Origin of the sequence: uncultured Dokdonia sp., assembly GCF_947492535.1 — a bacterium.
Taxonomy (GTDB): Bacteria; Bacteroidota; Bacteroidia; order Flavobacteriales; family Flavobacteriaceae; genus Dokdonia.
Genome location: NZ_CANLNH010000009.1, coordinates 82275 through 95673, shown reverse-complemented (window position 1 = coordinate 95673; position 13399 = coordinate 82275). Strand labels below are relative to the sequence as shown.

The 13399-nt window shown below is 35.7% G+C and carries 13 protein-coding genes and 1 riboswitch; of the genes, 11 read left to right on the top strand and 2 right to left on the bottom strand.

The features are described from left to right. Nucleotides 1-4: 4 nt before the first annotated feature. The 10 genes from cobA (at nucleotide 5) to metF (ending at nucleotide 10731) form a co-directional block, all read left to right on the top strand. On the top strand, nucleotides 5-787 hold the full coding sequence (gene cobA, locus Q1A60_RS13195) for a uroporphyrinogen-III C-methyltransferase (RefSeq protein ID WP_299767343.1): 783 nt from the start codon (nucleotides 5-7) through the stop codon (nucleotides 785-787). Further along, complete coding sequence (locus tag Q1A60_RS13190; protein ID WP_299767344.1) at nucleotides 780-1394, top strand: bifunctional precorrin-2 dehydrogenase/sirohydrochlorin ferrochelatase; 615 nt, start codon at nucleotides 780-782, stop codon at nucleotides 1392-1394. Before cobA ends, Q1A60_RS13190 begins: the two co-directional genes overlap by 8 nt. A gap of 5 nt (nucleotides 1395-1399) precedes the next feature. Continuing rightward, nucleotides 1400-2455: an NAD(P)/FAD-dependent oxidoreductase gene (locus tag Q1A60_RS13185; protein ID WP_299767345.1), complete on the top strand. Its 1056-nt coding sequence runs from the start codon at nucleotides 1400-1402 to the stop codon at nucleotides 2453-2455. A gap of 12 nt (nucleotides 2456-2467) precedes the next feature. After that, complete coding sequence (locus Q1A60_RS13180; protein ID WP_299767346.1) at nucleotides 2468-2797, top strand: 2Fe-2S iron-sulfur cluster-binding protein; 330 nt, start codon at nucleotides 2468-2470, stop codon at nucleotides 2795-2797. A 14-nt stretch (nucleotides 2798-2811) separates the two neighbouring features. Further along, the gene (gene epsC / locus Q1A60_RS13175) at nucleotides 2812-3564 is read left to right on the top strand and encodes a serine O-acetyltransferase EpsC (RefSeq protein WP_299767347.1); all 753 of its coding nucleotides are present in this window, start codon (nucleotides 2812-2814) and stop codon (nucleotides 3562-3564) included. Continuing rightward, the gene (gene cysM, locus Q1A60_RS13170; protein WP_299767348.1) at nucleotides 3554-4444 is read left to right on the top strand and encodes a cysteine synthase CysM; all 891 of its coding nucleotides are present in this window, start codon (nucleotides 3554-3556) and stop codon (nucleotides 4442-4444) included. Before epsC ends, cysM begins: the two co-directional genes overlap by 11 nt. Before the next feature lie 298 nt (nucleotides 4445-4742). After that, nucleotides 4743-5495: a GDSL-type esterase/lipase family protein gene (locus Q1A60_RS13165; RefSeq protein ID WP_299767349.1), complete on the top strand. Its 753-nt coding sequence runs from the start codon at nucleotides 4743-4745 to the stop codon at nucleotides 5493-5495. A gap of 198 nt (nucleotides 5496-5693) precedes the next feature. Continuing rightward, nucleotides 5694-5799, top strand: a riboswitch (SAM riboswitch). Nucleotides 5800-5912: 113 nt separating this feature from the next. Further along, nucleotides 5913-6908: a homocysteine S-methyltransferase family protein gene (locus Q1A60_RS13160; protein WP_299767350.1), complete on the top strand. Its 996-nt coding sequence runs from the start codon at nucleotides 5913-5915 to the stop codon at nucleotides 6906-6908. After that, the gene (gene metH / locus Q1A60_RS13155; RefSeq protein WP_299767351.1) at nucleotides 6905-9649 is read left to right on the top strand and encodes a methionine synthase; all 2745 of its coding nucleotides are present in this window, start codon (nucleotides 6905-6907) and stop codon (nucleotides 9647-9649) included. Before Q1A60_RS13160 ends, metH begins: the two co-directional genes overlap by 4 nt. Before the next feature lie 116 nt (nucleotides 9650-9765). Next, a complete protein-coding gene (gene metF / locus Q1A60_RS13150; protein ID WP_299767352.1) occupies nucleotides 9766-10731 on the top strand; it encodes a methylenetetrahydrofolate reductase [NAD(P)H] in 966 nt (321 codons plus the stop codon). A gap of 100 nt (nucleotides 10732-10831) precedes the next feature. Here the strand turns inward: metF and Q1A60_RS13145 are convergent, their stop codons facing one another. Beyond that, the gene (locus Q1A60_RS13145; RefSeq protein ID WP_299767353.1) at nucleotides 10832-11206 is read right to left on the bottom strand and encodes a hypothetical protein; all 375 of its coding nucleotides are present in this window, start codon (nucleotides 11204-11206) and stop codon (nucleotides 10832-10834) included. 178 nt (nucleotides 11207-11384) lie between these two features. Between Q1A60_RS13145 and Q1A60_RS13140 the strand changes: the two genes are divergently transcribed. Further along, nucleotides 11385-12236, top strand: coding sequence for an AraC family transcriptional regulator (locus Q1A60_RS13140; protein ID WP_299767354.1), 852 nt, complete (start codon nucleotides 11385-11387; stop codon nucleotides 12234-12236). A 113-nt stretch (nucleotides 12237-12349) separates the two neighbouring features. On the opposite strand, the gene Q1A60_RS13135 is transcribed toward Q1A60_RS13140, so the two are convergent. Beyond that, nucleotides 12350-13390, bottom strand: coding sequence for a hypothetical protein (locus Q1A60_RS13135; RefSeq protein ID WP_299767355.1), 1041 nt, complete (start codon nucleotides 13388-13390; stop codon nucleotides 12350-12352). Between the last annotated feature and the right edge of the window lie 9 nt (nucleotides 13391-13399).

Below are 13399 nucleotides of genomic sequence, written 5' to 3'. Positions count from 1 at the left end.
GAGTATGAAAAAAGCAAAATTAACTGTAGTGGGTGCAGGTCCAGGTGATCCTGATTTAATTACGCTCAAGGCTATTAAAACATTGGCTTCTGCAGATGTGGTTCTTTATGATGCATTGGTAAATCCAGTATTACTAAATTACGCTCCCAATGCCGAAAAGATTTTTGTAGGCAAACGTAAAGGGTGTTATGCCTATCAGCAGGAGCAAATCAATGATTTGATTATAAGTCGTGCTTTTAGCCATGGTCATGTAGTACGTTTAAAAGGTGGTGATCCCTTTATCTTTGGACGAGGCGCTGAGGAGTTAGATATTGTACGTGAACATGCCATTGAAACAGCGATGGTGCCTGGTATTTCTTCGGCATTAGCGGTGCCTGCATATCAGGGAATTCCATTGACGAAACGCGGAAGTGCAGAGAGTTTTTGGGTGATTACTGGAACGACAAAATCTCATAAAATGTCAACAGATGTAGCACTAGCAGCACAATCCAATGCAACGGTTGCCATCCTGATGGGGATGAGTAAATTGGGTGATATTGTGTCCGCTTTCGCGAAAGCGGGTAAAGAAAAAATACCCGTAGCCATCATCCAAAACGGAACACGAGAGGATGAGAAAACAGGCTTTGGTACCATCGAAACTATCGAAAAAGTAGTAGCAGAAAAAAAGCTCACATCTCCTGCTATTATCGTGATTGGAAAAGTAGTTGAAAATAGAAGTGTACTGTCTGAAAGAATCGCTGCTATTCAAGAAAATGAATACACAGAAAAGCAATTACGGTATGCATAGTTCACAAACAACTCCGATAGGAGAACAACGTAATACACTATATCCCGTTTTTCTAAAAGTTAGAAACTTACACGTCTTGATTGTAGGAGGAGGAAATGTAGCCGAAGAGAAATTACGCTTCCTATTAAAGTCAAGTCCAGATGCAAAAGTGACCATGATTTCTCCAATGTACCGTGAAGAAACGATTAAACTTGCTGAAGAACATCAGGTAACTATGCTTAATGGGAAATACCATAAAAAATTATTGAAAGGGAAGCATATTGTGATTGCCACAACAGACAAACCCAAAGTAAATATCAAAGTATACAATCACTGCAGAAAACGAGATAAACTCGTAAATGTAGCAGATAACCCTCCGTATTGTGATTTTTATATGGGAGGCATTGTAACCAAAGGTCATGTGAAAGTAGCGATTTCTACCAATGGTCAATCGCCGACAACAGCCAAACGATTACGTCAGTTTTTTGAAGAAGTAATACCAGATAAAGTAGATGATCTGGTTCAAAATTTAAATGAATATAGGAAAACTATTAAAGGGGACTTTGAAGAAAAAGTCGAAACCTTAAATGAGTTTACCAAAGGATTAGTAGAAAAAAAAGAAGCTTAAAAGAAATGATTACAACAGATATATTAATAATTGGAGCCGGTCCTACTGGACTATTTACAGTGTTTGAAGCAGGTTTGTTAAAACTAAAATGTCATCTTATTGATGCGCTTCCTATTCCGGGCGGGCAATGTGCAGAGATTTATCCTAAAAAACCTATCTATGATATTCCTGGATTTCCAGATGTATTAGCAGGTGATTTAGTAGATAATCTGATGAAACAAATTGAGCCGTTTGAGCCAACATTCACTTTAGGAGAACGTGCAGAAACCATTACAAAATTAGAAGATGGTTCTTTTATCGTGACAACAAATAAGGGAACAAAACATCATGCACCTGTGGTTGCTATTGCAGGAGGATTGGGAAGTTTTGAACCTCGTAAACCACAATTAGAAGAGCTTTCTAAATTTGAAGATAATGGCGTTGAATATATTATTAAAGACCCAGAAGTATATCGTGATAAACGCGTTGTGATTGCTGGAGGTGGTGACTCAGCATTAGACTGGAGTATCTTTTTGGCAGATATCGCAAGCGAAGTAACCTTAGTACATAGACGTAATGAGTTTAGAGGTGCTTTAGACTCTGTAGATAAAGTACAAGAATTGAAAAATCTAGGGAAGATCAATTTGATTACCCCAGCCGAGGTGAAAGGGATTCTTGGAGATACACATGTAACGGGAGTTGCTATTGAAAAGAAAGGAGAAGATCCCTTTATTGTAGATACAGATCATTTTATTCCATTATTTGGGCTTTCGCCAAAATTAGGTCCTATTGGAGACTGGGGATTAGAGATAGAAAAAAATGCTATTAAAGTTGATAATACATTAGATTATCAAACCAATATTCCTGGTATTTATGCCATTGGAGATGTAAATACCTACCCAGGTAAATTAAAGCTGATTCTTTGTGGTTTTCACGAAGCAACTTTAATGTGTCAAAGTGCATATAAACGTATTTTTCCAGATAAAAAATATGTGATGAAGTACACGACAGTGGGCGGTGTAGAAGGATTTGATGGAACAAAGAAACAAGCACCGAAAGCAATTGTAAAAGCAATCGTCTAAGATGATCGAAATATGCAAGATGTAAACCTATATATCACAGATAGAGAAGGCGTGCAGCATGAAGTCATAGCTCCTACAGATATGGCCATGAACCTTATGGAAGTAGTTCGTTCTTATGAACTAGCTCCAGAAGGTACCATTGGTGTTTGTGGTGGTATGGCGATGTGTGCTTCCTGCCAATGTTATATCACATCTGAACATCAACTTAATGAAATGGAATATGATGAAGATGCCATGCTTGCAGAAGCATTTCATGTGCAAGAGAATAGTAGATTAAGTTGCCAGATTCCTATTACAGAACATCTCAACGGATTAAAACTAACACTAGCGCAAGAAGTTTAATATAAGATATTCACATGGATTCAATACATAACTGGCCACTCAGACTTAAATGCAAAGTAGAAGCATTTACAAAAGAATTGTTTTATAGTCTTTATGAAATTACAAATGTAGCAAGTGAACAATCACAAAAGATTAAAAAACAGTTTGTTGATATTCTTGAACAATTAGATCATACCGATGTAGAAAATATCTGGGAACTATTTATAAAACAATTTCCTGAAATTCATAAAAAATTAGCATTAGACGCTCAAGCAGCTTTTGATAAAGACCCAGCAGCTACGAGTGTAAAAGAAGTATACTTAGCATACCCAGGGTTTTATGCGATTGCTATTTATAGAATGAGCCATGTGTTATTAAATATGGGAGTTCAAATCTTACCTCGTATGATGAGTGAATATGCGCATGGTGTTACAGGTACAGATATTCATCCAGGGGCTCAAATAGGAGAATCCTTTTTTATAGATCATGCAACAGGAATTGTCATTGGGCAGACATCAGTAATCAAGAATAATGTATCCATTTATCAGGGGGTTACCCTTGGAGGAGTGCAAGTGAGCAAAGAACTTGCAAACACCAAAAGACATCCTACCATTGAAGATCACGTGACTATTTATGCAAATGCAACAATCTTAGGAGGTGATATCGTGATAGGTGAAAATAGTATTATTGGTGCCAATGTATGGATCACAGAATCTATTCCAGCTAATACCATCGTGAGTCATCAAAGCTCAATTAAAACAAAAATTAGAAACAGTTATGCAAGTTAATCCCATAACAGGACAAATAGGAAATACACCATTAGTAGCACCACAACGATTAATACAAAAAGAAGGGGTACAACTTTTTTTAAAACTAGAAGGCAACAACCCTGGAGGGAGTGTAAAAGATAGAGCTGCTTTTAATATGATCTCTAAAGCATTAGAACGAGGTGATATCAAAAAAGGAGATCATCTTGTTGAAGCCACCAGTGGAAATACTGGAATTGCACTTGCTATGGTAGCTTCTGTATTGGATTTGAAAATTACACTTGTTATGCCAGAAACGGCAACAGGGGAGCGTGTACAAACGATGGCTGCCTATGGAGCAGAGATCGTGCTTACAGGAGGTGACAGAGGGATAGAAGGTTCAAGAGATATCGCAAATCAATATCGAGATGAAAAAGGGTATTATATGCTCAATCAATTTGGAAATGATGATAACTGGAAAGCACATTATGCAACGACTGGACCTGAGGTTTGGAACGCTACACAAGGCAAAATAACACATTTTGTTTCAGCTATGGGAACCACAGGAACGATTATGGGAACATCTACGTATTTAAAAGAGAAAAACCCTGATATTACGATTGTAGGAGGCCAGCCAACAGATGGTTCTAGAATCCCAGGCATCAGAAAATGGTCGCCAGAATATGTGCCTAGTATTTTTGATCGAAGTAAAGTAGATCAAGTTATAGAGGTAAGCCAGAAAGAAGCTACAGCAATGACTCAACGACTCGCTAGAGAAGAAGGAATATTTGCAGGAATGAGTAGTGGAGGTTCAGTGGCAGTTGCTTTGAAGGTTGCCGCACAAATAGATAAAGGAGTGATTGTGGCCATTATTTGTGATCGAGGCGATAGATACCTTTCTTCAGGAATCTACAATTTATAAGTATCAGTCTTATCAGAAAATTACTGCAAAATTATTTGGGTATTTCAATCGCAAGTATAATATTTGCACATACTATTATCTGTGGTGCGATAATGATTACTTAGTTGAATATATTGAAAGAAGGATAGATTTATTTCTCTAACTTCACTATAATCACACATGTACTATAAGTGTCATATTTTTTAACTGATAAGACACTCTTTATTCACATTAGATAATTTATTAATAGTACTTATTTCTATTGAAGTAAGTATGAAGTAGTAACAGTACTGACTATGTTAGTATGAATTTTTGTGCAATGAATGTAGTATTAAAAAGAAAATTAAAATTCCCTATTTATCTGTTGTCCCTTAGTATTCTGGGTCTAGTAAGCTGTGAAGAAGAAGATGACTCTGTAATGACCTTACAATCATTTGAAATTCTAGCAATAGGAGATTCCAGAGTAGAAGGTCATCAAACAGATTTTGTAAGTTACAGATATGAACTGTGGAAGATGTTAAAAGAGAATAATAAAGAAATAGACTTTCTCGGAAGTAGAATTGATGAAAGAATCTATCCGGATTTTCAAGAAATACCTTTTGATATAAACCATGAAGGAAAAGGAGGAGATGTAGTTGGTCAAACCTTTGCTAGAATAGATACATTACTCACTAATACTCCAGAAATGATTGGTAATGTAGCACTGATTGGTTTAGGAGGAAATGATTTAATACAAGATGTTCCAGTCGATGTCTCTGTGAGATACCTTAATCTTATGATAAGTAGGCTACAGGAGGCTAATGAATCCATAACAATTTTTATTGAGCAAATAGCGCCAGGAACTACAGATTATCAGGAAAATAATATAATGGGACAAGAAGATTATATTAGATTGAATAATGCAATAGCTGAATTAGCAATCCTTAGATCTACACCAGATTCAAGTGTTATTACTGTAGACATGACAACCATTTTAACCGATGAAGATTATGCAGATGATGTGCATTATAATGAATCAGGAGCTCAGAAAATTGCAAATCAATATTTTGAAGCAATGCAATTTTTGTTTTAGAGTAAAGGCATTATCAATTTAATTTTAGGACTAAAGTAGCAAACACTTTTCTTTTTTCTGCGATATCAATAATTAAAGGAAAATTTTTCAGAATTATGTGTGTGATTTAATTTTTATAGAAAATTTATCTAATAAAGCTTGGATATTTCAATTTTGAATCGCAATATTTGCAGTAATAAAAGTTCAGTACATTTTGAAAAGTTATCAAGAAAGGTGGAGGGAATAGACCCTGTGAAACCTTAGCAACCCTTTCTCTTGAAAGAAGGTGCTACATTCTATCCTCGTTAGTAGGAATAGATAACCCAAACATAGGTTTATAAACCTATACTCATTCTTGATATAAAAATAGTAGATGTAAGTTGACAAAGATGTCACGTCTACCCCTTTTCAATGTTTTGTTTGTAAGACTAGAAAAGAATGAATACAATATATAATGCTCTTAAAGAACGTATCCTTGTGCTAGATGGAGCTATGGGAACCATGTTGCAAGCCTATCAATTTTCTGAAGAAGATTTTAGAGGAGAGCGATTCAAAGATTTTCATATTCCGCTTAAAGGGAATAATGATCTATTAAGTATTACACAACCTGATGCGATTGCAGAGGTGCATCGTAAATACTTTGAAGCTGGAGCAGATATTGTTGAAACCAATACATTTTCAGGGACCACTATTGCGATGGCAGATTATGAGCTAGAAGATGTCGTGTATGAATTAAATTACGCTTCCGCGAAAATTGCCAAAGAAGTTGCACAATCCTTTACCCAAAAAGAACCTTATAAACCTCGTTTTGTAGCAGGCAGTATTGGTCCTACGAATAAGACTGCGAGTATGTCGCCAGATGTAAATGACCCAGGATTCCGCGCTATTTCTTTTGATGAATTACGTATTGCATATAAACAACAAGTTGAAGCGCTTATAGATGGAGGTGTAGACATACTACTCGTAGAAACCGTCTTTGATACTCTAAATGCAAAAGCAGCACTATTTGCTATAGAAGAAGTAAAAGAAGAGCGTGATACTGATATTCCTGTCATGATCAGCGGTACCATTACAGATGCTTCTGGAAGAACGTTGTCAGGACAAACTGCCGAAGCATTCTTAATCTCTATTCAGCATATTCCATTGCTTTCTGTAGGGTTTAATTGTGCATTAGGGGCAAAACAACTTCAACCCCATTTAGAAGCTATTGCTTCTAGAACACAAGCAGGAATATCTGCACACCCCAATGCAGGATTGCCAAATGCCTTTGGAGAATATGATGAAACTCCCGAAGAAATGGCTGATCAGATTAAGAATTATGTAGATAAAAATTTAGTAAATATTGTAGGCGGATGCTGTGGGACTACTCCAGCACATATCAAAGCAATCGCCAATATCGTAGAAGGAGTAACCCCAAGATCTGTAACGATATGACAAAAGAAGCCCCAAGATATTTGAAACTTTCTGGTTTAGAACCTTTAATTATTACACCAGAAAGTAATTTTATAAACGTAGGCGAGCGTACTAATGTCGCTGGGTCTAGAAAGTTTTTACGTCTCGTCAAAGAAGAAAAATTTGATGAAGCCTTGGCAGTGGCACGTGATCAAGTAGAAAATGGTGCGCAGATTATAGATATCAATATGGACGACGGGCTTATTGATGGGAAAGAAGCGATGGTTCGTTTTTTAAACCTTGTCATTGCCGAGCCAGATATTGCACGTGTCCCTATTATGATAGATAGTTCCAAATGGGACATTATTGAGGCAGGATTACAAGTAGTACAAGGAAAATGCGTAGTAAACTCTATTAGTCTTAAAGAAGGAGAAGAACAATTCAAGCAACAAGCAAAACGTATTAAAAGATACGGAGCTGCTGTGATTGTGATGGCATTTGATGAAGTTGGACAAGCAGATACGTATGAAAGACGTATAGAAATTGCAAAACGATCCTATGATATTTTGGTAAATGAAGTAAACTTTCCTCCAGAAGATATCATTTTTGATCTTAACATATTTCCTGTCGCTACAGGAATGGATGAACATAAACGCAATGCTATTGATTTTATAGAAGGGACGCGATGGGTACGAAATAATCTGCCGCATTGTAGTGTGAGTGGAGGAGTGAGTAATGTGTCTTTTAGCTTTCGCGGAAATAATACTGTACGTGAAGCCATGCATTCTGTGTTTTTATATCATGCTATTGAAGCAGGTATGAATATGGGAATTGTAAATCCATCGTTACTCGAAGTCTATGATGATATTCCAAAAGACTTATTAGAACATGTAGAAGATGTAATTCTTAACAGACGAGATGATGCTACCGAACGCTTACTGGATTTTGCTGAAACAGTTGGACAAAAAGTAGTTACGGAAAAAGAAACCGAAGCTTGGCGCGAAGGAGATATCCAAAGTAGAATTACCAGAGCTCTCGTTAAAGGAATTGACAAATATATAGTAGAAGATGTAGAAGAAGCACGCCTATCTGTTACTGCACCTATACATGTTATTGAAGGGCATCTAATGACAGGAATGAATGTCGTAGGTGATCTTTTTGGAAGTGGGAAAATGTTTTTACCTCAAGTGGTAAAAAGCGCCAGAGTGATGAAAAAAGCAGTGGCTTATCTTTTACCATTTATTGAAGAAGAAAAACTTAAAAACGGAACCGCGGGAGAAAGCCAAAATGCAGGAAAAGTCCTGATGGCTACCGTAAAAGGCGATGTGCATGACATTGGGAAAAATATTGTTTCGGTGGTCTTAGCCTGTAATAATTATGAAATTATAGACTTAGGTGTCATGGTGCCACCAGAAAAAATTATTGCTTCAGCTATTGAAAATAATGTAGATATCATAGGGTTGAGTGGCTTGATTACTCCATCGCTAGATGAGATGGTCTATCTCGCAAAAGAATTGCAACGACAGGATATTGAAATTCCTATTTTGATAGGAGGTGCAACAACCAGTAAAGCGCATACGGCTGTAAAGATAGATCCAGAGTATAAAAATGCTGTGGTGCATGTAAATGACGCATCCCGTGCAGTGACTGTAGTAGGTGATTTATTGCAAAAGGACACCAAAACAGCTTTTAAAAGTGAGTTGAAAGAAGAATATATACGCTTTCGCGAAAGCTTTAACTCACGCCAACGTATAAAAGAATACCTATCTATTGAAGAAGCAAGAGCTAATAAGTATACCATCGATTGGAAGGCTGAAGATATCATGAAGCCAAAAGAATTAGGGATTCAGGTTATAGAAGACTTTGATCTTCAAAAATTAGAAGACTATATCGATTGGAGTCCGTTTTTTAGAAGTTGGGATTTACATGGGAGATACCCAAATATCTTGACAGACGAAGTTGTGGGGAAACAAGCAACTGAGCTTTTTGCAGATGCCCAAGAGATGCTTCAGCAGATTTTTAAAGAAAAATGGCTCACTGCCAAAGCTACTTTTGGTCTCTTTGAAGCAAACACCATTAATCATGATGATATTCTTGTCGGTTCGAGCGCAGTCGAGAACTCTATACAAGATGACGCTACTAATTGTCACCATGAGCTTGTCGAAGGGCAAGTTAAGAGGTTCAGAACCCTCCGTCAACAATCTAAAAAAGCATCTGGAAAACCGAATATAGCCCTCGCCGATTTTATTGCTCCCAAAGAAAGCGGATTACAAGATTATATGGGTGCTTTTTGTGTAACAACAGGCTTTGGGACTGCTCAAAAAGCAGCCGAATTTGAAGAAGCACTTGATGATTATAATGCGATTATGATTAAAGCGTTAGCAGATCGTCTGGCAGAAGCTTTTGCCGAATACCTTCATAAAGAAGTACGAACAACATATTGGGGATATGCTACTGATGAGGTATTAAAAAATGAAGAATTGATTAAAGAAAAATATAGAGGTATCCGTCCAGCACCAGGATATCCTGCGTGTCCAGATCATTTAGAAAAAGAAACAATTTGGGAGTTATTACAAGTAAAAGATAGTATTGGTGTAACGCTTACAGATAGTTTGGCTATGTGGCCAGCAGCTAGTGTAAGCGGGTATTATTTTGCTCATCCAGAAGCACGTTATTTTGGATTAGGTAAAATAAAAGAAGATCAGGTGCGAGATTTTGCAAATAGGAAAGAGATCGCTTTTGCAAAAGCAGAAAAATGGTTAGCACCCAATATTGCAGATTGATAAATAATACGGTCTTCTCGAGCGCAGTCGAGAGGTTTAAAATATAGAGTTCTCGACTGCGCTCGAATAGATAAAGAAATTTTTATCCTACTAAAAATGCGTTTAACGAAAGAAGTATGACTAAAGTAATTGACCACATTGCCCAAGCATTAGAAAAGAAAAAAACGGCTTTTTCTTTTGAAATACTGCCTCCACTTAAAGGGCAAAATATAGACACGATCTTTTCAAATATAGATCCGTTAATGGAATTTAAACCTCCATTTATTGATGTGACGTATCACAGAGAAGAATATATCTATAAAGAACGCCCTGATGGATTACTGGAGAAAAAAGTAGTTCGTAAACGCCCAGGTACTGTGGGTATTTGTGCAGCTATACAAAACAAGTATAGCGTTGATGCTGTACCTCATGTGTTGTGTGGCGGGTTTACTAAAGAAGATACTGAGAACTTCTTGATTGATATGGACTTTTTAGGGATAGAAAATGTCATGGCATTACGAGGCGATGCTGTAAAAAGCGAAACTTATTTCAAACCTAATAAAAATGGAAATATGTATGCGCAAGATTTGGTAGAGCAAATCATGGATTTGAATGATGGTAAGTATCTGGATGAAGATCTTTTAAATAGTTCTAAAACGGATTTCTGTGTAGGTGTAGCTGGCTATCCTGAAAAACATTTGGAAGCACCTAGTTTGGAAAGTGATATTCATTTTTTAAAGAAAAAATTAGAAGCGGGCGCTTGTTATGTAGTCACGCAAATGTTTTTTGACAATCAAAAGTATTTTGATTTTGTAGCTAAGTGTCGTGCAGCCGGCATTACAAAGCCTATTATTCCAGGATTAAAACCATTATCTACAAGAAAACAGCTCAATATGATTCCGCAACGTTTTAGTGTAGATGTTCCTGATGCACTTGTGATGGAAGTCGTAAAGTCTAAAGATGCAGCAGCCGTTCGTCAGGTAGGAATAGAATGGTGTATCCAACAAAGTAAAGAATTAAAAGAAGCAGGTGTTCCAGTTCTTCATTATTATTCTATGGGTAAAAGTGATAATATTCAAGCAATCGCAAAGGCTGTTTTTTAGAAAAAGGTATGTTGTAATTGTAATAACTATACTATATAAATTAAAAAGGGTAAGCTATATATCACAGCTTACCCTTTTTTAATTCTATTATGATATGTTTTTAGCTCATTGCTGGAGCTTCATTTACAGTTGTTTCTGGTTTGTGTAATCCTACAACGACAAGCACTGTAGCACCAATTGTCAAGTAATAATATGCGTCTAAGCCCTCAAAAGAAAGAATAAATGGTGCTAAAATAAATACTACAGCCACCATAAAATCTACAAGTAAGTGAACTTTATATGGGATAACTCGAAATGCACCTGTTTTATGATCTGTTAAGAGGGTTAAGATAAAAGCAGCAACTCCTGTCGCTACAGAGATCGTTAAGGCTAGCGGGTTAGAACTTCCTAAACCAAGTAAAAATGGTAAGGCAATTAATGATAGTGCTACTGGGTAATCTAAATAAGCATGAATGGTTTTTGTTACGAATTTCATAGTGTTAAGTTTTAATTATTAAATATGATTAAATGAAAATATATTTTATTGCTTTTATAGTAGGTCGTATGATATAAGTGAAATGTACTTGTCAAAGTGATTTATTATTGTATATACTTCCTGATATATTATATATATTTCTTTTTTTGTAAGAAATATTTTTTTTGTTACTTTACATATGAGATTACAGTATCAAGGGAAAAGAGAAGAAAGCTCTTTTGTTTTTGCCGATTTTAAGTGTAGCCCATCTAGGAAATTATTAAAAGAAAAAGGGTATTATAAGGTTTTGTGGAATAAAGGAGAGCATGCAATAACAATTACTATTGATGCCTATTCAATTCTTCTCGAAAAAAATCAAGTAATATTTTGTACGCCTTTAAATATTTTAGATCTTCCTAAAGATTCAGATCTTATAGCAGTTGTTTTTAATAGGGAGTTTTATTGTATACGAGATCACGATTATGAGGTGTCTTGCCAAGGACTCTTATTTTATGGATCTTCTTTTCTTCCTATAATTTCATTGGCCCCATCAGAAGTTGTAAGCTTTGAATCTATGTTTCATATATTTAAAGAAGAGTTTAGAAATAAGGATCATATACAAGGAGAGATGCTTCGGGTTCTCCTTAAACGGTTACTTATTATGTCTACACGTTTAATCACAGCCAATGTTATTAATGCTAGTGTCTCTAAACCTCAAATTGATCTTGTAAGGAAGTTTCATATTTTAGTAGAAAATCATTTTAGAGAAAAACATAAAGTTGCAGCATATGCTGAATTACTCAATAAATCACCGAAAACACTCTCTAATGTATTTAAAAAAACAAGTGACGATTCACCTTTGCAAATAATTAATAAGAGAATTATTCTTGAGGCTAAACGTCTGTTAATGTCTTCTTCAAAGAATGTAGATGAAATAGGATATGAACTAGGCTATAAGGAATCTGCACATTTTTCCAAGTTTTTCAAATCTCATACTGGCGTACCACCTACTAAGTTTAAGGAAACGTATTTGTTAGGTAAATACAAATAGCCCTGTATATTTTACTTCTTTGTACGCTTTAACGTTTTACTCTTCCTTTGGTCATGAACCCGCCTGCGGACAAGTCTCGCTAGCTCAATTTCGCGAAAGCGTATATAAAACATTTATATCGTATACTTAGGTACGTGTTTATCTAAGAACTTTGCATTAGCCCTATCAAGTCGTTCTAGTTTTTTATTTCGTTCTTTAAAAAGTTTATCAATTAATTTATTAATGAGTTCGCTTTTTTCATTTAAGACATCAACTTTGTTATTGTAATTGTCTATTTGTTCATTAGTGCGATCTGTTTCTGGAGTTTTTTCAATAGCTGCTTGAATTTTTTCAAAGTCTTCTTGCAAGACTAGGTAATCTAAAATCTGCGGAATTGTATTATTTGTTTCATTTAAATGAATTTGAAAAACTTCTTTTACAGCTTTAACAATGCGATCATCTTTTTTATATAGGGGAACACTATCTACTTCTTTTAACCCTTCTTGTACAGCCATTTTGAGTGCATTTATGTTTTGGCGTATCGCACTGATATCTTTTTCTTTGATAGCATCTAAGAGGTTACTTTCGTTAAAATGAACTTTAAAGAAAATTAGATATAAGTCATTATGATAATCAAATACCTTATTGCTAATTTCCATCTTTTTTCCCAATTCAGACTGTCCTTCAAAAACTGTTATATCATGCTTTTTTGCGTATGCATAAAAGTTTTCCTCGTACTCCTTTTGTGCTTCAGCCATTTTTTGATCTGCGAGTTCTTGAGCGAGGATATAAGCTTCCATAGCATCATAGGATTGCTCTGCGACGGCTTGCATATCAATAATTTCGGCATAGTCTTCTAGAAGTAAACTTTTATTGATCTCAAGATTTCTAAGTACTTTTTCTTTATACTCGGTCTCTCCTTCAAACCCTTGAGCTTTTGTTATTTTCATGATAGCACGATCAATAGATCGGATAAGAATGGTACGCTTTTTATCTATCGTTCTATCATCTTTGCTATGAGCGATAGCTTGTGTATATCTCCAAGAACTTTTTACAATAAGTACTTGTTGTCTGGAAATGAAGTTCATATAATCTAATGCTGTTCTAAACTTTTGAGCATTACATTCTGAAGCGAATATTAAAAACGGAATAAGAAAGAGTAATTTTTTAAACATAGATAGTAA

Bases quoted from the DNA above. Each gene is read 5' to 3' on its own strand.
- Q1A60_RS13185 (WP_299767345.1), top strand. From the start codon at position 1,400: ATGATTACAACAGATATATTAATAATTGGAGCCGGTCCTACTGGACTA.
- Q1A60_RS13140 (WP_299767354.1), top strand. From the start codon at position 11,385: ATGAGATTACAGTATCAAGGGAAAAGAGAAGAAAGCTCTTTTGTTTTT.
- Q1A60_RS13145 (WP_299767353.1), bottom strand. From the start codon at position 11,206: ATGAAATTCGTAACAAAAACCATTCATGCTTATTTAGATTACCCAGTA.
- cobA (WP_299767343.1), top strand. From the start codon at position 5: ATGAAAAAAGCAAAATTAACTGTAGTGGGTGCAGGTCCAGGTGATCCT.
- cysM (WP_299767348.1), top strand. From the start codon at position 3,554: ATGCAAGTTAATCCCATAACAGGACAAATAGGAAATACACCATTAGTA.
- metF (WP_299767352.1), top strand. From the start codon at position 9,766: ATGACTAAAGTAATTGACCACATTGCCCAAGCATTAGAAAAGAAAAAA.
- Q1A60_RS13190 (WP_299767344.1), top strand. From the start codon at position 780: ATGCATAGTTCACAAACAACTCCGATAGGAGAACAACGTAATACACTA.
- Q1A60_RS13180 (WP_299767346.1), top strand. From the start codon at position 2,468: ATGCAAGATGTAAACCTATATATCACAGATAGAGAAGGCGTGCAGCAT.
- metH (WP_299767351.1), top strand. From the start codon at position 6,905: ATGACAAAAGAAGCCCCAAGATATTTGAAACTTTCTGGTTTAGAACCT.
- Q1A60_RS13135 (WP_299767355.1), bottom strand. From the start codon at position 13,390: ATGTTTAAAAAATTACTCTTTCTTATTCCGTTTTTAATATTCGCTTCA.
- Q1A60_RS13160 (WP_299767350.1), top strand. From the start codon at position 5,913: ATGAATACAATATATAATGCTCTTAAAGAACGTATCCTTGTGCTAGAT.
- epsC (WP_299767347.1), top strand. From the start codon at position 2,812: ATGGATTCAATACATAACTGGCCACTCAGACTTAAATGCAAAGTAGAA.
- Q1A60_RS13165 (WP_299767349.1), top strand. From the start codon at position 4,743: ATGAATGTAGTATTAAAAAGAAAATTAAAATTCCCTATTTATCTGTTG.